General features: G+C 32.7%; 19 protein-coding genes. 17 read left to right on the top strand and 2 right to left on the bottom strand.

From position 1 onward, the window contains the following. Positions 1-152: 152 nt before the first annotated feature. The 3 genes from R9X47_RS05640 to R9X47_RS05630 all read left to right on the top strand — a co-directional run bounded on the left by R9X47_RS05640 (position 153) and on the right by R9X47_RS05630 (position 2,541). Positions 153-1,004: a transporter substrate-binding domain-containing protein gene (locus tag R9X47_RS05640; RefSeq protein ID WP_432665754.1), complete on the top strand. Its 852-nt coding sequence runs from the start codon at positions 153-155 to the stop codon at positions 1,002-1,004. Positions 1,005-1,172: 168 nt separating this feature from the next. Then, entirely contained in the window at positions 1,173-1,835 is a 663-nt protein-coding gene (locus R9X47_RS05635; protein WP_432665753.1) for an amino acid ABC transporter permease, read from the top strand. Then, on the top strand, positions 1,819-2,541 hold the full coding sequence (locus R9X47_RS05630) for an amino acid ABC transporter ATP-binding protein (protein WP_432665752.1): 723 nt from the start codon (positions 1,819-1,821) through the stop codon (positions 2,539-2,541). The genes R9X47_RS05635 and R9X47_RS05630 overlap by 17 nt, the downstream gene beginning before the upstream one ends. A 167-nt stretch (positions 2,542-2,708) precedes the next feature. Here R9X47_RS05630 and fba read toward each other — a convergent pair whose 3' ends face one another. Beyond that, on the bottom strand, positions 2,709-3,638 hold the full coding sequence (gene fba / locus R9X47_RS05625; protein ID WP_432665751.1) for a class II fructose-1,6-bisphosphate aldolase: 930 nt from the start codon (positions 3,636-3,638) through the stop codon (positions 2,709-2,711). A gap of 150 nt (positions 3,639-3,788) precedes the next feature. Between fba and R9X47_RS05620 the strand changes: the two genes are divergently transcribed. Then, on the top strand, positions 3,789-4,520 hold the full coding sequence (locus tag R9X47_RS05620; protein WP_432667587.1) for a pseudouridine synthase: 732 nt from the start codon (positions 3,789-3,791) through the stop codon (positions 4,518-4,520). 96 nt (positions 4,521-4,616) lie between these two features. On the opposite strand, the gene R9X47_RS05615 is transcribed toward R9X47_RS05620, so the two are convergent. Continuing rightward, positions 4,617-5,153 (bottom strand): hypothetical protein, encoded by a 537-nt coding sequence (locus R9X47_RS05615; RefSeq protein ID WP_432665749.1) that lies wholly within the window; start codon positions 5,151-5,153, stop codon positions 4,617-4,619. Positions 5,154-5,479: 326 nt separating this feature from the next. On the opposite strand from R9X47_RS05615, the gene R9X47_RS05610 reads away from it, so the two are divergent. The 13 genes from R9X47_RS05610 (at position 5,480) to opp4C (ending at position 20,329) form a co-directional block, all read left to right on the top strand. Continuing rightward, positions 5,480-6,322 carry a GNAT family N-acetyltransferase gene (locus R9X47_RS05610; RefSeq protein WP_432665748.1) on the top strand — a complete coding sequence of 281 codons (843 nt, stop codon included), beginning with the start codon at positions 5,480-5,482 and terminating at the stop codon, positions 6,320-6,322. Positions 6,323-6,351: 29 nt separating this feature from the next. Next, entirely contained in the window at positions 6,352-7,263 is a 912-nt protein-coding gene (locus R9X47_RS05605; RefSeq protein ID WP_432665747.1) for an RluA family pseudouridine synthase, read from the top strand. A gap of 37 nt (positions 7,264-7,300) precedes the next feature. Continuing rightward, a complete protein-coding gene (locus tag R9X47_RS05600; protein ID WP_432665746.1) occupies positions 7,301-8,119 on the top strand; it encodes a hypothetical protein in 819 nt (272 codons plus the stop codon). Positions 8,120-8,170: 51 nt separating this feature from the next. Then, positions 8,171-8,692: a signal peptidase I gene (lepB, locus tag R9X47_RS05595; RefSeq protein WP_432665745.1), complete on the top strand. Its 522-nt coding sequence runs from the start codon at positions 8,171-8,173 to the stop codon at positions 8,690-8,692. Between the two features lie 311 nt (positions 8,693-9,003). After that, positions 9,004-9,441 (top strand): CBS domain-containing protein, encoded by a 438-nt coding sequence (locus R9X47_RS05590; protein ID WP_432665744.1) that lies wholly within the window; start codon positions 9,004-9,006, stop codon positions 9,439-9,441. 501 nt (positions 9,442-9,942) lie between these two features. Continuing rightward, the gene (locus R9X47_RS05585) at positions 9,943-11,607 is read left to right on the top strand and encodes a nucleoside kinase (RefSeq protein WP_432665743.1); all 1,665 of its coding nucleotides are present in this window, start codon (positions 9,943-9,945) and stop codon (positions 11,605-11,607) included. Between the two features lie 195 nt (positions 11,608-11,802). Further along, entirely contained in the window at positions 11,803-12,720 is a 918-nt protein-coding gene (glsA, locus tag R9X47_RS05580; protein WP_432665742.1) for a glutaminase A, read from the top strand. Positions 12,721-12,738: 18 nt separating this feature from the next. Beyond that, the gene (locus R9X47_RS05575) at positions 12,739-13,596 is read left to right on the top strand and encodes a nitroreductase family protein (protein WP_432665741.1); all 858 of its coding nucleotides are present in this window, start codon (positions 12,739-12,741) and stop codon (positions 13,594-13,596) included. A 267-nt stretch (positions 13,597-13,863) separates the two neighbouring features. Continuing rightward, the gene (locus R9X47_RS05570) at positions 13,864-15,531 is read left to right on the top strand and encodes an MASE3 domain-containing protein (RefSeq protein ID WP_432665740.1); all 1,668 of its coding nucleotides are present in this window, start codon (positions 13,864-13,866) and stop codon (positions 15,529-15,531) included. A 124-nt stretch (positions 15,532-15,655) separates the two neighbouring features. Beyond that, the gene (locus R9X47_RS05565) at positions 15,656-16,228 is read left to right on the top strand and encodes an ArsR/SmtB family transcription factor (protein ID WP_432665739.1); all 573 of its coding nucleotides are present in this window, start codon (positions 15,656-15,658) and stop codon (positions 16,226-16,228) included. 304 nt (positions 16,229-16,532) lie between these two features. After that, the gene (locus tag R9X47_RS05560) at positions 16,533-18,323 is read left to right on the top strand and encodes an ABC transporter substrate-binding protein (protein WP_432665738.1); all 1,791 of its coding nucleotides are present in this window, start codon (positions 16,533-16,535) and stop codon (positions 18,321-18,323) included. A gap of 101 nt (positions 18,324-18,424) precedes the next feature. Further along, positions 18,425-19,393, top strand: coding sequence for an ABC transporter permease (locus R9X47_RS05555; RefSeq protein WP_432665737.1), 969 nt, complete (start codon positions 18,425-18,427; stop codon positions 19,391-19,393). Positions 19,394-19,405: 12 nt separating this feature from the next. Then, positions 19,406-20,329 carry an oligopeptide ABC transporter permease gene (gene opp4C, locus R9X47_RS05550; protein WP_432665736.1) on the top strand — a complete coding sequence of 308 codons (924 nt, stop codon included), beginning with the start codon at positions 19,406-19,408 and terminating at the stop codon, positions 20,327-20,329. The last annotated feature ends 4 nt before the right edge of the window (positions 20,330-20,333 follow it).

The raw sequence follows: 20,333 nt of genomic DNA, 5'->3' as shown, positions 1-20,333 counted from the left end.
GAATAGGTTATTTTTATGCATTTGTTAAGTAGAGCTTGAAAGAGAAAATAGGAAATAACTAAAAAATTTTAACAAACTATTGCATAAAAATAAATATTAATGTATAATATTGCAATATAAAAGATGATAAAGATTAAAGGGAGGACAATAATATGTTTGGAAATGGAATTAGAAAAGTTTTAACTGTTTTAATAGTATTATCATTAATACTTGGATTAGCAGGATGTTCAAAGGAAGTAAAATCAGAAACAACAAATACAGAGGCAGCTGAAACAGCAAAGGCAGAAACAACGAAACTAGACAAAATTAAAAAGGCTGGAAAAATTGTATTAGGTACTGCGGCAGATTATCCACCATATGAATTCCATAAAGAAATTGATGGGAAGGATACGATTGTAGGATTTGATATTGAAATCGCAAAGGCAATTGCCGATGACCTAGGTGTGGAACTTGAAATAAAGGATATGAAATTTGACGGTTTATTAGCAGCTTTAGTAGCTGATAAAATTGACTTTATTGTTGCTGGAATGGTACCGACAGAAGAAAGAGCGCAGAGCGTTGACTTTACAAATAAGTATTATCAAGCAGAACAAAGTGTTTTAATAAGAGCCGAAGACGCAGATAAGTTTAAAACTAAAGAAGACTTCAAAGGAGTCGTAGTAGGTGCACAGAAGGCAACTATACAAGAGGAGATTGCAAATAGTATTGATGGTGCAAAGGTAAAGGGAATAAGTAAAATTACTGACCTTGTACTAGAGCTAGATAATAATAAAGTTGATGCTATTATACTTGTTAATCCAGTTGCAACTGCCTATGCGAAAAGTAACCCTAAGCTTTATGTGCCTGAGATATCCTTTGGAACAGAAGAAGGAGTTGCAGCGGCAATAAATAAAGGTAATGAAGATCTAGTTAATGCAATTAATGAAACATTAGATAAATTAATGGCAGAAGGTAAAATTGATCAATTTATTTCAGAAGCAACGAAACTAGCTGAAGAAGAATAAATCTAGGGGGTGTCTCATATGAAACCTTAATGAGACAGCCCCAAAAACTTTTGAATAAATATTAAATTATTATGAATAAATATTCAAAAAAGATGTATAATATTCACTTGTAGAAATAGGAAATATTAAGATTTCCACAGAGACATGAATTGCTGGGAGGTAGTAGTATTGGACTTAGTTTTTTTATCTAAATATTATAAGTTTTTTATTAGTGGAACAGGAGTGACCTTATTTATTTCATTCTTTGGTGTGATCTTTGGAGTGATATTAGGGGTTTTATTATCCTTAATGAAGATGTCAAAGAAGCCTATCTTGAGGATACCTGCATCAGCATATATTGAGATTGTTAGAGGTACTCCGCTATTAGTACAGCTATTTATTATATATATTGGATTACCTAAAGTTACTGGTATACCATTTCCAGATTTATCATTAGCTATAATTGCAGTAGCATTAAATAGCGCAGCCTATGTGGCAGAAATTATACGAGCAGGGATTCAATCTATTGATAAAGGTCAGATGGAAGCAGCAAGATCGTTGGGTATGCCCCATGGTATGGCTATGAGATTTATTATTATTCCACAGGCATTTAAAAACATTTTACCGGCCTTAGGGAATGAATTTATAGTTCTTGTAAAAGAATCGGCTATTGTTTCTGTTATTGGAATACATGATTTGATGTATAATGCTGATACTGTAAGAGGGATATCCTATAAGCCATTTGCGCCACTTTTTGTTGTAGCAATTATATATTTTGTCATTACATTTAGTCTATCTAAGCTAGTAAATATACTTGAGGGGAGGTTGCGTGCTGGTGATTCAAATATTTAATCTGGATAAAAAGTTTGGAGAATTACATGTTTTAAAAAATATTAATGAACATGTAGAAAAGGGAGAAGTTGTAGTTATTATAGGTCCAAGTGGATCAGGTAAAAGTACATTCTTAAGGTGTCTAAATCTACTTGAGGATCCTACAAGTGGAGAAATTATTTTCGAGGACATCTCAATAACTGATAAAAGAAATGATATCAACAAGTTGCGAGAAAAAATGGGCATGGTATTTCAGCAATTTAATCTATTTCCTCATAAAACCGTATTGGAGAATATCACTTTAGCTCCTATATATGTGAAAAACATGAAAAAGCAAGATGCAGAAAAAATAGCCTTTAATTTATTAAAAAGAATTGGATTAGAAGATAAAGCTGACAGTTATCCGATACAACTCTCTGGAGGACAGAAACAGAGAATAGCAATTGCTAGGGCGCTGGCTATGTCTCCCGATGTAATGCTCTTTGATGAACCAACTTCAGCACTTGACCCTGAAATGGTTGGGGAGGTATTGGAGGTTATGAAGGAGTTGGCTAACGAAGGTATGACCATGGTAGTTGTTACCCATGAGATGGGTTTTGCTAAGGAAGTAGCTACAAGGGTACTATTTATGGACGATGGAAAAATAGTGGAACAAGGTACCCCGCATGAAATTTTCGATAATCCTAAACACCCAAGAACAAAGGATTTTCTAGCAAAAGTGCTATAATGGGGCTGTCTCATAAGGATCTCTTATGAGTTCAGCCCCGGGGTGTTTCAGAATGAGTGAAGTTCAAGGTTTTGAAATTTCACCGGTTTGGCTAGTACTGACGTACGTGCCAAGTCGGTGAATATTTCAAATAACGCAGAAATTCGCCATTCTGAGACACCCCACCCCTAAAGTGTATTACTACATCCTAACACATTTCTAATTTTATGCTTAACCATTTCCTCTATTGCATCTCTTCCTTTACCTAAATACTTCCTAGGATCAAATACATCTGGATTTTCTACTAGGTATTTTCTTATAGCAGCTGTCATAGCAAGTCTAAGATCAGTATCAATATTTATTTTGCAGACTCCTAATTTTGCAGCTCTACTTAGCATATCTTCTGGTACACCCTTTGCTCCCGGGATATTTCCTCCATATTCATTACAAGCCATAACAAATTTGGGAATAACTGTTGATGCTCCATGAAGTACTAGAGGGAAATTTGGAAGCATATTACTTATTTTTTCAAGTCTTTCAAAATCAAGCATTGGTTCACCCTTAAATTTGTATGCTCCGTGACTTGTGCCTATAGCTATAGCTAAAGAATCTACACCAGTTCTTTCAACAAATTCCACTGCTTGATCAGGATCGGTATATGAAGCATCCCTTGCGCTAACGTTTACATCATCCTCAACGCCAGCAAGTCTGCCTAGCTCAGCTTCAACTACCACACCTTTTCCATGGGCGTAATCAACTACTCTTTTAGTTAACTCAATATTTTTTTCAAATGGATGTTTTGAACCATCGATCATAACTGATGTGAACCCATCATCAATACATTGCTTACATATTTCAAAATCTTCACCATGATCTAGGTGAAGAACTACATCGAGGCCTGTATCTTCAATAGCAGCTTCAACCAATTTTCTTAGATATGTAGGTCTGGCATACTTTCTTGCTCCAGCAGAAACCTGTAGAATTAAAGGAGCCTTTTCTGCCTGCGCTGCTTCAACTATTCCTTGGATAATCTCCATGTTATTTACGTTAAAAGCTCCAATTGCATATTTGCCTTCATAAGCTTTTCTAAATATTTCTTTTGAAGTAATTAAAGACATATATTCCCCTCCCAAATTAAATGATATAATACTATTCAGGTGTATTATATAATATGTATAGAAATAATATTACATATACATTAATCTGGATTGTTCATGAATAATTCGGGCTGAATATAAGATATTCGGGAGGTAATTACTTTGAAGAAGATGAGATTAGATAAAGTACTTGGCAATATGGGTTATGGAAGTAGAAAGGATCTAAAAAAACATATCAAAAATGGGCTTGTAAAGGTAGATGGTGAGGTTGTTAAAAAGAGTTCTATACATGTAGATCCATATGAAAGTGTAATTGAAGTTAATGGGGAAAAAGTGGAATATAAAGAATATGTATATATAGTGATGAACAAGCCGGCAGATGTAATATCTGCTACATATGATAGAAATCACAGCACTGTAATCGATCTATTGGAAGAAAAGTATTTACCATTTGAGCCATTTCCTATGGGAAGACTTGACATAGATACTGAGGGAATGCTTATTTTAACTAATGATGGTAAGTTGTCACATGAAATGCTATCACCAAAGAAACACATTCCAAAGACGTACTACGCTCATATTGAAGGAAGGGTAAATGATGAAGATATAGAAGCCTTTAAAGAAGGAATCGTCCTTGATGATGGGTATAAAACATTAGCATCGGAATTAGCAATTATAGAAAGTGGAGATATTTCAAAAATCCAGCTCACAATTTATGAAGGTAAATTTCATCAAGTTAAAAGAATGTTTCAGGCACGGAACAAGAAAGTTGTATATTTAAAAAGAGTAGCAATGGGAGATTTAAAGCTTGATGAAAAACTGGATTTAGGCGAATATAGAGAGTTGACCGATGAAGAATTAGACATCTTGAAGGGGAGTACCTTGAATCATAAAAACAACTAACAAAAAGTCCAATTTCAGATACTTCTGAAATTGGACTTTTATAATCATTATAATTTAGTTTAGAGGTTAGTTATAGAAAGTTTTAAAACTTAGTACTTAACTAACACCAGTTATAATAGATATTATTTTGTCTATAGAGCTACCAGACTTTACAGTGAAATCTCCATAGCGAAGCTTTGGAGCAAGACCCTTTTCTTCAACTCTATCAAGGAATTCCTTCTTACTTGAAATTAATCCTTTTTCCAATAATATCGCGGCAATGCTGCTACCTGTACTACCCTTTGGTATTTCGACCTTTATATCCTTTGATTCTACATTAACCACTTCGACATTATTATCGGGCTTAGTAGGGGGTTCAGTAATATTCTCTGGAGTCTTATTTTCTTCATTGTTACTCTCTTGATTGGTATTTTCTTGTGGAATATTGTTGTCAACATTCACTACATCTTTTTCAGCAACTTTTGGATCTTCAGCCTTAACTACTGCTTGTACATCACTTTTGTCATCAAAGATAGCTATACTCATTGCTCCGGATAGCTTCCATGTTATAACTAAAGCCATAAGTAAAATAATAGTTAGACTAAGTAAAGTATCACTGAAATCATAAAAAAAATCCTTTAGCTTTTCTAGCACCCAAAATCTCCCCCTAAACTACAATTTTTTCTAAGGAATGTGAAAAAATATCATATTTTTCAATTCCACTAATTAAAGGATATCATAAAAGCTAGTTAACTTTCAATAGAGCAATTAATACATTTTTTTTAAAGAATTTGTAGAAGGTATAAAGAAAAATTCATAGAATAATTCTATGTATGGTAAAATTTATTGTAGGTCTTTTTTTTGAGAGAAAAACCAGCTCTGTAAACGAAAAAATCGATACAACAGATCCTTAGAAGAGTGTAGTTATTGGTTGTGAAGATGTTTATTCTCAGTATGTAGTAATTTTGGGAGGCATAATTATGGAGGATTTCAAGCTGTTAAAGAATCAGGATATAAATATAGTAATGGATTATCTAGAAAAAAATCATATTGAGAGTACTTTTATTATAGGAAATATAGAAAAATATGGTTTGGAAAATAATAAGCTTCAAAAGAGGAATGGAGATTATTATGGATATTTTAATGATGGTGGTCTAAGAGGCGTATTTTCTTTTACAAATATGGGGAGTTTCATCTGCCATTATGAAGACGATAGAATACTGAATAAGATTGTTTTACTTAAAGCTGTAAAAAAATATAAACCTAAACATATATTTGGTGTGAAGAAAATGATTGAACCTCTATGGAAGAAGCTTGAAAGAACATTTGAATGGTATTCCTACGATGATTGCAATTATATGATATTAAGTGGCGAAAACTTTCAAGATTTTCCTGTTGATAATGAAATTGTTAAGGCAAAGGATTTTGATTTTTTTAAGACCGTTGATTTTCTTATAGAGGTTGAAAAGGCTTTCGATAGAAAGCCTAAAACTGTAAATGAGCTCAAAAACTCTGTATATGAAAGAATTGGCGAGGAAGAATATTTATATCTACTAGACAAAGATAAAGTAGTGGCTCAAGCTGTGATTAAAACCACAACTTCTAAAATTAACCAGATAGAAGGAGTATATACATTGCCAGCGTACAGAGGAAATGGATATGCAAAAGCTATTGTTTCGAAGCTATGTAAAAATATTATAGAAAAAGGTAAGACTCCTGCACTGATAGTATCCAAAACAAACGAGCCAGCAAAGAATGCCTATGAAAAAATAGGATTTGAATATTATGATGATTATATAATGGCTGAAATTAAGGTTACTTGATTGGTATAGAATATAGAGAAGAGAAAGTGGTGAATTATTTGCGAGAAATAATCGTAGGAGAAAATGAAGAAAAACAAAGGCTTGATAGATTTCTATTAAAATATCTAAATAACTCATCAAGAACAAATATTTATAAATTATTAAGAAAAAAAGCCATTAAGATAAATGGTAAGAGGGAGAAGGAAAACTATTTTCTACAAAAAGATGATGTTATTCAAATTTTTTTATCCGATGAATCATTTAATAAGTTAATTAAAGATGAGAAACATGAAGTTATTAAGAATGTAAATTTAGATATAGTATATGAGGATGATGAAATACTTATAGTAAACAAACCTAAGGGCCTTTTAACCCATCCCGATAAGAAAGAATATAAAAAGACATTGTCAACAAGGGTGCAATCCTATTTAAAGGATTATCAGAGTCGTACTTTCAAGCCTGCATCAGTTAATAGATTAGATCAAAATACTAGTGGTTTAGTAATATTTTGTAAGACATATGAAGCGCTGAAGAACTATAATGAAATGATGAGAAAAAGGGAAATAAAGAAATATTACATGTGTATAGTACATGGAAAAGTTAGTAAAGAAGGAGAAATAAAGGGTTATCTTACAAAGGATTCCCAAAAAAATATTGTGAAAATTAGTGAAAAGAATTATAATGAAAAAGGTCGGTTTATACATACAAAATATAAGCCTTTAGAATACTATGGTGATTTTACTCTCTTAGAAGTAGAAATACTCACGGGAAGAACTCATCAAATAAGAGCATCACTTAGTAATATTAAGCATCCTATTATTGGTGATACAAAATATGGAGGAAAAAAGGTTAAAAATATTACGACTCAAGTGCTACATGCATATAAACTAGTACTTGGAAATAAGAGTTTTGTTAAGAAAAGTAATGAAATAGAAAACATTATTGGGAAACTGTCTACATAGTACGATCAAAAATGTTTTGAAGGGAATGACTTTTTAGTTGATTAAATCATATGATGTAATAGTAAAGTTAATTGATAGATATGATTACGGTGGAGCTCTAGATATACTTAATGAAAAAGGGCTTGAAAATACTGATGTGGCAACAATTATTAAATCCTGTAAATATGCGGTTAACTTTGATTTTGAAACTGCTTATAATATACTTATGCATTTATCCAATGAAAAAAAAGATGAAAAAAAGATAGCGGAGCTCAGAGCAAATCTTAAGGACTTAATAAATGGAGATCCAAATGCAATATTTTCTGAACTGATTGAGAATATAAAGTTCCAAATAGTTAATGAGGAATACATTGACTTTTTGGGAAGAGTATATAGATTTAAGGAAGCAATTTTGAAATACATTTTTGTAAAAGAGCATATAAATAGAACTAGATTTTCATTTTTAATTGATGCCATGTCTAAAAAAAGAATATTAAAGATACTTAGAAAAAAATATAAGATATTTAATTCAAATCTTATTTATGCAATAAGTACCTATGTTAATAAATATCTAAATGAGAAAAAGAGATATGTAGATATAGTTAGACTACTAAACTCTGAAAAGATGACAAGTCTAATAGAACTTAGGAACAGTTCCATAGTAGGCCATGGATTTAGAGGTGTAAGTAGAGAAGATATAACGAGAGCCTACGGAAATCCATATAATATAATAGATGATTTTAAATCCTGTCTAAATCTATTAGACATAAAAGTAGAAAGCTATAAATACAGTACAATAAACGATTTTATAAAGAAAGAACTACATCGTATAGGTTATGATAATAGTCAATCGATAAATGTAAAGTATTGTACATAAAAAGTATTAGTGTTAGAATATATTTGTATAAGTTGAAAGGAAGATGCTATTATGGCTAGGGAAATTTTTGAGTGGATAAAAACAATTGTAGTAGCAGTTGTTATTGCCCTCGTTATTACAACATTTATAAGACCTACCTTGGTCAAAGGACAATCAATGTATCCAACGTTAGAACCGAATAATTACCTAATAATTAATAAAATTCCATATATGATGCATAAGCCTGAAAGAGGCGACATAGTAGTTTTTAAATCCCATTTAAAAACTGATGATGGGAAGGAAAAGGATCTTATAAAACGTGTTGTTGCTGTTGCAGGTGATAATGTGGTTATAAAAGATGGTGTAACATATATAAATGGTGAGAAGCAAAACGAAGGTTATATAAATGGTGATTTTACTTCAGGAGATGTAGAGGTTGAGGTTCCGGAAGGAAAAGTCTTTGTAATGGGGGACAATAGACAAAACAGCTTAGATAGTAGAGATCCAAGAGTTGGAAATGTAGATATTGAGACTATAATAGGTAAAGTATTAGTGAGGCTGTTTCCCTTTAATGAGATAGGAAAAGTTAAATAATTTAGCAAATCGAATATTTATAGTTATGTAATCAAAATAAACCAGAGACTTTCTCTGGTTTTTTTGTTTATTTTTTTGAATAAATGCAAATCCTATAATTGATATATGTAATTGAGGCAATTGCATAATTCTAACTTGGCAGAATTGCATATGCGAATATTATCCTTAATTTAATTATTTAAAATGGAGCATATTTTGGTGGTATAGCCCTTGGGATTTTAAGAGTATATAGATTAGTAAGTTTTTTAGATGGTAATTATGCAATTTGCTCAACTGAAAATATGTGTATAAATCGATTGTTATTAGGAGGAATGAAAGTGAAAGTAAAAGACTTGATGACCACAAATGTTACTACTGCCGATGCAAATTCATCAATTGCAGAAGTAGCTCAAAACATGAAAAGCCTAAATGTCGGATCAATACCAGTATGTGATAATAATAAGAATGTAGTTGGAATAGTTACTGATAGAGACATAGTTTTAAGATCTGTAGCAGAGGGAAGTAATGTAAATAATACCAAGGCACAGGAAGTTATGTCTACTCAAATAGTTTCAGTTTCCCCAGATACAGATGTACATGAAGCAGCAGACATGATGGCTAAGCAGCAAATAAGAAGACTTCCAGTTGTTGAAAATGGGAAGTTAGTAGGAATAGTAGCTATTGGAGATTTCGCCACTCAAAACATCTATGTGAATGAGGCCGGAGATGCTTTAAGCGATATTTCAAAACCTAACTCACAAATGAAATAGCTAAAGGGGGTGTCTCACAGAGGCATCTTATGAGTTCAGCTCCGGGGTGTTTCAGAATGAATGAAGTTCAAGGGTTTGAAATTCAGGCGGTTTGGCTAGTACTAGCGTACGTGCCAAGTCGACTGAATTTTAAATAACGCAGAAATTCGTCATTCTGAGACACCCATTTCAGATTGTTGACAAAGTCGGCAAGATGGGAGGCTGTTGACAAATCTGAAGTTCGAGGCGTGCTTAAACCAAGAGACCGCAGCGTATATAGACATACGTAAGGGTTCTTGGTTTAAGCAATAACGAAGAAATTTGGGTTTGTCATCAGCCTAAAAGTTCCTGCTGAGCAGGGACTTTTAGTTTTTTATCGAATAAAAAGTGGTATATACTTAATATATTAGATTTATCCAGATTATTCATAGAAAACTCAAAAATATATATAATGAGTTTTGAATTCTCTATGAATAATATGGATTTTGGCTTTAGACTATAAAATATAGGGGGAAATAGTAGATGACAAATCAAAACAGGATTAAAGCTTCTTTAAAGGATGGAACTACATTGGAGTTTAATAAGGGGGTCACCTTAGAAGAAGTTAAAAACAAGGTACAAAATGAATATGATGCTTTGGTTGTAGCGGCTAAGGTCAATAATAACTTAAAGGAATTAGGATTTACTTTAAACGAAGATGCTGAAATTGAGTTTGTTGACCTGACAACTTCTATTGGACAGAGGATATATCAAAGAAGCCTATCCTTTGTATTCATTAGAGCTGCAATGGAGTTGCTACCAGAATGTAGAGTTAGTGTAGAACATTCATTAAGTAAAGGTCTTTACTGTGAAATTAAGCATGAAAATCCAATAAATGAAGATACAGTAGAAGCCATTGAAGCTAGGATGAAAAAGATAATCGAAGAAGATGTGACATTGGAAAAAAGAAGCATACAAAAAGAAGAGGCAGAAAAGATCTTTGAGAAATTTGATATGGATGCGAAGAAAAAACTACTTAAGTATAGAGAAAAGGATACTATTAATATTTATAGCTGTGGATGGCTAAAGAATTACTTCTATGGTTATATGGTTCCTAGCACAGGATACCTAAAAAACTTTAAATTGAAATTTTATTTGCCTGGCATAATTATTCAGTTTCCTACGAAGGAAAAGCCAAATGAAATACCAAAGTTCAAAGAGCAACCTAAAATTGCTTCTATCCTTAGAGAAGCAGAGATATGGGGAAATATACTTAATGTTGGATATGTGGCAAACCTAAATGAAGTAATAGAGAAGGACGAGTATCCTGAGCTCATAAGAGTGGCAGAAGCTCTACATGAAAAGAAGATTGCTCAAATTGCTGATATGATTACAAAAAAGAATAAAAGAGTTGTACTAATTGCTGGACCTTCATCTTCAGGTAAGACTACATTTGCTCAAAGGCTTTTAATTCAACTTAAAGTAAATGGCCTTAATCCAGTTACACTATCAATAGATGATTATTTTGTGAATAGAGAATTAACACCAAGAGATGAAGAAGGAAAATATGATTTTGAAGCCTTAGAAGCCGTTGATGTAGATTTGTTTAATGAACACCTTACAAAACTTGTTCAGGGCGAGGAAATCGAAATTCCAACATTCAACTTTATAACTGGAACAAGAGAATATAGAGGTAATAAGCTTAAAATACATAAAGATCAACCAATTATTATTGAAGGTATCCACGGGTTGAATGAAAAACTAACTAGTGATGTTCCCCATGACAAGAAATTTAAAATATACATAAGTGCTTTAACTCAGCTAAATATAGATAATCATAATAGAATACCTACTACTGACACAAGACTTGTTAGAAGAATTGTCAGGGACAGCAAGTATAGAGGACACTCTGCATTAACAACACTTAGATTATGGAAATCCGTTAGAAGAGGAGAAGAGAGAAACATATTTCCATTTCAAGAGGAAGCAGATGTTATGTTCAATTCTGCATTAGTCTACGAATTGGCCGCCTTAAAGAAATATGCTAATCCTCTACTTAAAGAAATCAGTGATAAAGAGCCAGAATATGCTGAGGCAAAGAGGTTGCTGAAATTCTTAAGCTATTTCAAATCAATTGATGATGAGAAAAATATATTACAAACATCTATCCTTAAGGAGTTTATAGGAGGAAGCTGTTTTGTAGAATAGTAGTTATAGAAAGTGCAATAAATCTATCACATTTTGATTCCCTGAGTTGCCTTGAAGTATTGGCTATTCAGAAAATCAAAATGTAGATTTATGAGTACATTCTATATATTAAGAAAACTTAAATTGACTAGCATATTACAATAATTTAAAGTAAAAGTTGCAGAGCTAATCTAGGTCGAACAGGAGTTGAAGAATATGCAGCTTTTATTAAATAAGTTAGTTGAAGAAAATAGAGCATGGGTGAATCATGGAAAAGTAGCAGATTACATTCCAGAACTTAGTAAGATGGATTCGAGAAAATTGGGAGTTGTAATGGTTGATACCGGAGGAAAAGTATATAGAGCCGGTGACTATGGGGTAAGATTTACAGTACAGAGCATGTCAAAACCAATTGTCTTATTGTTAGCCTTGCTAGATAATGGAGAAGAGACAGTTTTCCAAAAGGTAGGCAAAGAGCCTACTGGTGACCCATTTAATTCAATGGTAAAATTAGAAACTTTGAATCCTTCAAAGCCACTAAATCCAATGATCAATGCAGGTGCAATTGCAGTAACCTCTTTGATAAAGGGAAAAACCAAGGAAGAGAAATTTTCTAGAATTTTGGACCTGTTTAGAAAAATATCAAAAAATCCAAAACTTGATATCAATATGGATGTCTATTTAAGTGAAAAGAAAACAGGAGACAGAAATCGCTCGATAGCCTACTTTTTAAGGGACGTTGGAATATTAGAAGGTGATGTCGAGGAAATACTTGATTTATACTTTAGACAATGTTCCATTGAAGTTACTTGTGAGGATGTTGCAAATATGGGAATGTTCCTAGCTAATCAAGGCTTTGATAGAGAAAGCGGAAAAAATATTGCACCTATGCATTTAACTCAAATAGTAAAGACCTTTATGGTAACCTGTGGTATGTACGATGCATCGGGAGAATATGCAATTAATGTTGGAATTCCTTCAAAAAGTGGAGTAAGTGGAGGAATAATGTGTGCTGTTCCGAATAAAATGGGTATAGGAGTTGTTGGTCCGGCTTTAGACCTTAAGGGAAATAGTATTGCAGGTGTTAAGATTTTAGAGGATCTATCTAGGGAATTAAAGTTGAGTATATTTTAAAATAAAGGATGGTACAAAATGAATGTTATTTCCATCTTGAACAACAGAAAATCTGTAAGAAATTATCTTCAAAATGAAGTTAATGTGGAAATCCTTAATAAGATCATTATGCATGGAGCAAACTCAGCAGCTTTATACAATGACATAGATGTTCAATTCAAGTTGATCGTTGATGGTCACCAATTCTCGAAAAAAATCCGAGGTCATGCAGGATATTTTGGAAAGGTTTTTGACGCTCCACATTATATTGTAGCGGTTAGCGAAGATAAGAATGGATTTTTAGAAAACATAGGTTACAGGATGGAGAACCTTATGATAAAAGCTCATGAATTTGGTATTTCCACATGCTGGATGGAACTTTTATTTGGTACTGATAAAATGAGTAAAATATTAGATATTAAGGAAGGTTATAAAGCTTTAGTATTTACTCCACTGGGATACGAGAAAGCATCACTAATAGAGAAATTCATAAAAGCTGAAAAATATAATGAAAAACAAAGAAAAGAGTTAAATGAAATTATCACCTTTGATAAATGGCATAACTATAGGAAAAGAAAAACTGAACTAGAGTCTGAATATCTTAAAATTCTCGATTATGCAAGATTATCACCTTCATGGGGAAACAAGCAGCCATGGAGATTTCTAATAGATGGAGAAAGCCTGTTGATTTTCTGTAAAAAAGAGAAATTTGTGACAAGAAAAAGAAAGCTCAATTACTATAAAATAGACTGTGGTATAATAATGCTCTATATAAAGCTTTTAGCTGATACATTTGGAATAACTGGAAGATGGAGAGTAGGTAGTCCTAAAGATTCACTAAGTAAATATAGTATACCAAATGATTTTGAATGTATAGGTTCTTTTATAACACAATAGGAAATTATAAACTTCTTAAAACTGTGGATAAATATAATTTCCGTCATGTGCTTCACAATAAGGTTGAAATCTAGCTGATTGCAATCAAAAAGAGCTGATCTCATGGAATTACTTATGAGAACAGTTCTTTTTTTCATATGATAAAAAAGCAGGATAATCATAGAATTTTGTAGAATTTAATACTATATAAAAAAAATTATGTACTTGTTTCATTAAACGAGAAAACTATTTTAGTCTTAAAAATATATTTATATCTGGAGTGGTGCTATGATCTTGGAAAAAAGAAATAGATCTTTTGAAATTAGTAATGATTATCTGTATATTGCAATAACCCTTCTTGTAACTTCCCTAGTATTTTTTGCTTCAGTTGTTTTTGAGCATGAAATCTATACTATCTTTAATGTCGCTAATTTTCTAACCTGGCATACTTTATTAGAATTCTTCAGTGTAATATTTGCATATATTATCTTTAATAATTCTTACCATTCCTATAAGCATCAAAAAAGACTAAGACTATTAGTATTAGCAATAACTTTCTTTATTGTAGGTTGCCTGGATTTTCTACATGCCCTATCATTTGATGGTATGCCAAATACCTTTGCTCCAAGTTCAAGGGAGATGGCGGTTATATATTGGATTATAGCTAGATTAATTATGGCAATGGGAATGTTTACATCCTCTATTATACCTAGAAAGAAGAAAGTTAGACTGAATGAAAAATGCATTCTATTTTCCTGTACATTTTTAACTTTCATTTTGATTTATATTGTAACATGTAAAACTGAGATTATACCTGCACTGTTTATCGATGGAATAGGACTGACAGATTTAAAAATAAATCTCGAATATATAGTTATGGCCTTGCAAATAGCAGCTATATCATATTTTATGAGGGAGTATAGAGCTACATTAAATAAGTATCTTATGATTTTGTGTTCAGGTCTCATATTTATGACATTTAGTGAAGCCTTATTTACACTTTATAGAAATACCTTTGATACTTTCAATCTCCTAGGCCACATTTATAAGACAGTAGGTTTTTATTTGATATATTATTCAATATTTAAATATAATATTGATCTACCGTATTTGAAACTTAAGGATGCCCAGGGTAAAGTAGAACTTTATGCTAATAATCTGGAGAAAATAGTAGATATAAAAACAAAGGACTTTAGAGAAGCTAATGAAAAGCTTAACATGGAACTAGACTATGCTAAGGTTATTCAACAATCATTACTTCCTCCTAATAAAATGTGTTTTGAGAACATAGTGTTTAGATCAGAATACATACCTTGTGAAAAACTCAGCGGTGATTTTTATGACATATTTGAAGTAGATAAGGATAACATTGGAATGTACATACTTGACGTTACGGGACATGGTGTTCCTGCAGCACTACTGACTATGTTCAGTATAAACAATATAAAATCTAACGAAAGGTTAATAAAGAGATATAGAGGCTTGAAGCCCCATAGAAACCTTAAACATTTTTATGAAGAATTTAATAAGTTAAATTTTCCAGAAGAAATGCATATAGTAACTTTTTTTGCAACCTATAATATAAAGAGCAAAGTGCTAACATACTGTTCAGCAGGAATGAACTGCTATCCTATTCTAAGCAGAAGAACAGGAGAGTATGAATTCTTGGATAAAAGTCAGGGATTTCCGATTTGTCAGTTTAGTGAGTTCTTCACTCCTGTATACGAAAGCGCTAAAATACAGCTGAGTGAAGGGGATAAAATAATATTCTATACCGACGGATTAACAGATATGCAAAAGAATTCCACATTAAATGAAGAAGAACTAATAAATATTTTAAGGCGGAATAAGAATAATAATATTGAAATACTTAATCAAGAAATTTCAAAAGAATTAAAAAATATGAAGCAAGAGTTTGACGATGATATTACTTATTTTATTTTGGAAGTATTATAATTTGCAACCATATATTGACTAGTCGTCGTAAAAATATTATAATATATATAAAAATTCGTAATTGTTAGACAGTTAGACATACTATTTACAATAAGTTTAGTCGTTAAAAAAAGGAGTTTTTTCTATGAAGGATATTTTGGTACTAAGAGAATTAGAGCAAATAAAGGCTATTGCTCACCCCTATAGGTTGGAAATAATTGAATCCTTTGAGGAAGCGCCAGCCACAGCGAAGCAAATTGCTGATAAAATGGGCGAGCCCCATGCAAAGGTGAATTATCATATCAAAACCTTACTAAAGGTTGGGATACTTGAGCTTATTGAGGAAAAGGTTAAGCTTGGAATAGTAGAAAAATATTATATGCCATCGGCAAGAAAATTTGTGATCGATAGGAATATATTAAACTCAGGGGAAAATAATGCATTAGAATCTTTTGAACAGGCATCAATATCAATATTTGAAAGTATTTCAAAGGATTTTTATAAGGCTGTAGAGTTTGCGAATGAAAAGGAACATCCTAAAAAATTCCTTTATTACTATGATTATTACTTGACCCTTGAAGAAATAACTGAACTGCAAAACAGATTAGAATCGGTATATGGAGAATTCTTACAAGATAAGAAGGATAAAAATAGAGCAGATACAAAGCGATACTCCATATCATCCCTTATGATACCGAGGGTAAGAGATAAAAAGTAATATTAAGGCAAATTGCATAATGAATTTATGCAATTTGCATAGGTATTTATTATAAATCATTTCTCAAAAATCTATTAATCAAATCCACTGATTTAATCAAAACCTGCTATATTTTTTTATTTATAAGTTTAATGGGGTTTGTGTAATTAGCTATATAAATAAAATTATACATATAAATTAATTTGTCGACTCTTGTCAGTGGATTTTAACATTTGACAAATTATTTTGAAAGGGGGGATTTTGGAGAAGTTAAGTAAAGTTGATTGTTTCTTAGTTAATATACTTAATAAGAGGGGGATTTAAAGTGTTAAAAAAATCAATAGTTTTAGTTTTAGTATTCTGTTTAACAATAACATTAGCTTTAGCAGGGTGTTCTAAGCAAACAGATACTGCTTCTCAGGGAGAGGAAAAACAAGTTGCTGATCAAATAAGTGAAGCTGGTAGTAAAGACGCAGGTGATGTTCAAAAGCAAGAGAGTGATGAAACAGCTCCAAACCCAGCAAAAACTAGAAAATCAAGTGATGCATTTGTAGTAGGCGATGGCGGTGGATTTAAAGGACAATTTATAAGTACATATAATTCAACTGTTACAGATGCATATGTTATGAAGTTATGTTTCAGTCCTTTACTAAGATATAACAATAAGGGTGAAATAGAACCTGTTGTTGCAAAGAGTTATGATGTTTCAGAGGACAAGAAAACATTTACATTCCACTTAAGAGATGATGTGAAGTTCTCTGATGGAACACCACTTACAGCTAAGGACGTTGCTTTTACTTATAATACAATAGCAGATCCAAGCTATGATGGTCGTCATACTGCTGTTGTTCAAGAAATGGTTGGATTCAAAGAATACAATGATGATGAAGCCGGTAAAGTTAAGACAATGTCAGGTATAAAAATAGTTGATGAGCATACAATTTCTTTTACTTTTAACGAAGCATTAAGAACGAATATCGAGAACTTTGTAGGTCAACTATACATTATTCCTGAACACTACTATGGTTTCGAAAAGGGAAAGACTGTAGATATAAAAGCTAAGCAGCATGAAGTAGTAGGTTCAGGTCCATACAAGCTAGTGAATTTTGAACCTGGTCAATTTGTTGAGTTAGCTATAAACGAAAACTATTTCCATGAAAATAAGCCTAAGATTCCAAAGGTTATAATCAAGAAGACTGAAGATGCTACTCAAACTGAGGAATTAATAGCTGGGCAAATTGATATGATAGCTGGGGAAATTGATCCTGACAAGCTTGCTGCAGCTAAAGATTCTGGATTTGTTGACTTCTATCAATATCCAAGATCAGGCTATGGTTATCTTAAGTTTAACACTCAAGAAGCACCTACAAATGATAAGAACGTTCGTAAGGCTTTAGTATATGGATTCAATCGTAAGGCGTTTGTTGATGCATTCTTCAAGGGTCTAGCTAAGACTCAAGATGTACCGATCAACCAAGTTGCTTGGGGATACACTAAAGAACTTCAAGAAAAGCTTATAAGCTATGACTACAATCCAGAAGAAGCAGGTAAATTACTTGATGAAGCTGGTTGGAAAATGGGCGACGATGGTTTCCGTTATAAGGATGGTAAAAAACTTTCTGTTCAAATAGCTTCAATATCTGACATGGAAATGTGGGAAATGGTTGCTGGTCTAATGGCAGACAACTATAAGAAAATAGGTGTAGAATTAAAGATTGGTATGATGGACTTTAACTCATTAATGACTAAGGTTTATGATGAAAGAGATGGCTTCAATATGTACAGTATGGCAGTTACATACTATACTCCTGACCCTGCTAATGATCTATATAGTGCATGGCATTCTAAGTACGATGTACCTGGTGGAGACAATACAGCTCAATTTAGAAATGAAAAGAATGACGAATTGTTAGAAAATATCAGAAAAGAGTTTGACATAGAAAAAGCTAAGAAAATGTATGAAGAGTGGGCACTTAATATAAATGATGAAATGCCTATATTAATACTTTATGCTAACCTTTATACTGATATGGTAAACAATAGAGTTAAGGGTTATAGCCCAACTGCAATTTACAACTGGTCAAACGATATAGTTAATATGTCTATAGAAGAATAAGATTTTTGATTTCTAAAACTAAATATAATGCCCGGTTTTTACCGGGCATTATTCAATTAACTCGAAAATGTTAAAAAAATGTAATAAAAGGAGGAGATGTATTGCTAAAGTATATTTTGAGAAGATTACTTCAAATGATACCAGTAATAATTGTTATTTCGATATTACTTTTTTCTTTAGTACAGGCTATGCCTGGTGATCCAATCCAAGCCTATTTAGGGGTAAATAGCAAAGTAGCACCAGAGATAAAAGAAAAGCTTAGAGTAAAGCTAGGACTTGATAAACCTAAATATGTACAATATGCTATCTGGTTTAAACGAATGCTTACTGGAGATTTCGGTGAATCTATACAATACAAAAGGCCCGTAAGTGAAGTGGCAGGAGATTTTCTTTGGAATACATTCTTAATTAATATAGTTGTTTTTATTCTTGCCTTTGGGGTCTCGATACCTATTGGGATAATATGTGCGGTGAAGCAGTACTCTAGAACAGATAATTTTTGGACAGTATTTTCCCTAATAGGTATATCGATGCCTTCATTCTTCTTCGGATTATTATTGATTTTCGGTCTTGCAGTAAAATTAAAGTTATTCCCTATAAGTGGTATGGTCACGGCTGGAGCTAATTACACTGGATTAGAGTATGTTCTAGATGTAGGAAAGCATATGGTTTTACCAGCCCTTGTTCTGACTATCTCAAGCTTAGCTAGCTTAGTAAGATATATACGTAATAGTATGCTTGAAGTTGTTAAGCAGGATTACATAAGAACAGCACGTTCAAAAGGTTTAAGTGAGAAAGTTGTAATATATAGGCATGCCTTCCGTAATGCCTTGATACCTATAGTAACATTGATAGGTATTTGGATACCATTTCTATTTACAGGGTCGGTTATTACAGAGAAAGTTTTTGTTTGGCCAGGAATAGGTAGAGTATTATATGAAGCCGTTATAATGAGAGACTATAACGTTGTAATGACTCTTAATATGTTCTTTGCTCTACTTATGCTTATGGGTAACCTCCTACAGGATATCGGTTACGCTTTAGTAGACCCAAGAGTAAAGGTAGAATAGGAGGGATAAGGCATGAAAGCAGATACAGCTAAAAAGCTTGATGTAAATGAAAAAAATAAGGAACAAGAGGTTGTCGGCCTATGGCAAATGGTATGGGACAACTTTAAAAAGAATAAATTAGCTATTTTTGGTTTGGTTGCGATTTCAATATTGATTATATTAGTTCTTTTGGCACCCTTTTTAACGCCATATGAAAGGGATTCGGTAGACCTATTAAGTGCTGAACAGGCTCCAAGTGCAAAACATCTACTTGGAACAGATGAATTAGGTAGGGATTACTTTACACGTATATTACATGGAGGTAGAATTTCCCTTAAGGTTGGTCTATTTTCTGTTGTAGTTTCTTTGATTTTAGGAATATTTTTTGGAGGAGTTTCTGGATACTATGGTGGATGGGTAGATAATATACTTATGCGTTTTGCCGAAATAATATATTCATTCCCATTCTTACCACTGGCCATAACCCTTTCGGCAATTGTCGGAATGCGGGTTTCGCCTCAAAATAAAATGTATATGGTTATGATAATTATAGGTGTTCTAAGGTTTCCAGGTCTTGCCAGAATGATAAGGGGACAAATACTTACCCTTAGAGAGCAGGAGTTTATGCAGGCTGCTACAGCCCTTGGATTATCAGATGCTCGTAAAATATTTAGACATCTTATACCAAACACCTTTGCATATATAATTGTAAACGCAACCCTAGGTGTTGCAGGAGCAATTCTTTCTGAATCTGCACTATCCTTCTTGGGCCTTGGAGTAGTTCCTCCTATACCAACATGGGGAAATATGGTTACATATGCAACAAGAGCCCACGTTTTGAAGAATATGCCATGGCTTTGGGTACCACCAGGGCTTTGTATATTCATTGCCGTAATGAGTATCAACTTGATTGGTGACGGCTTAAGGGATGCAGTTGATCCAAAATCAAATCGTTAGGAGG

Source organism: Wukongibacter baidiensis (assembly GCF_050888315.1).
In the GTDB taxonomy this organism is placed as follows: Bacteria; Bacillota; Clostridia; order Peptostreptococcales; family Caminicellaceae; genus Wukongibacter; species Wukongibacter baidiensis.
Note: the sequence above shows the minus strand (reverse complement) of the source record. Positions and strands in the feature narration are given on the sequence as shown.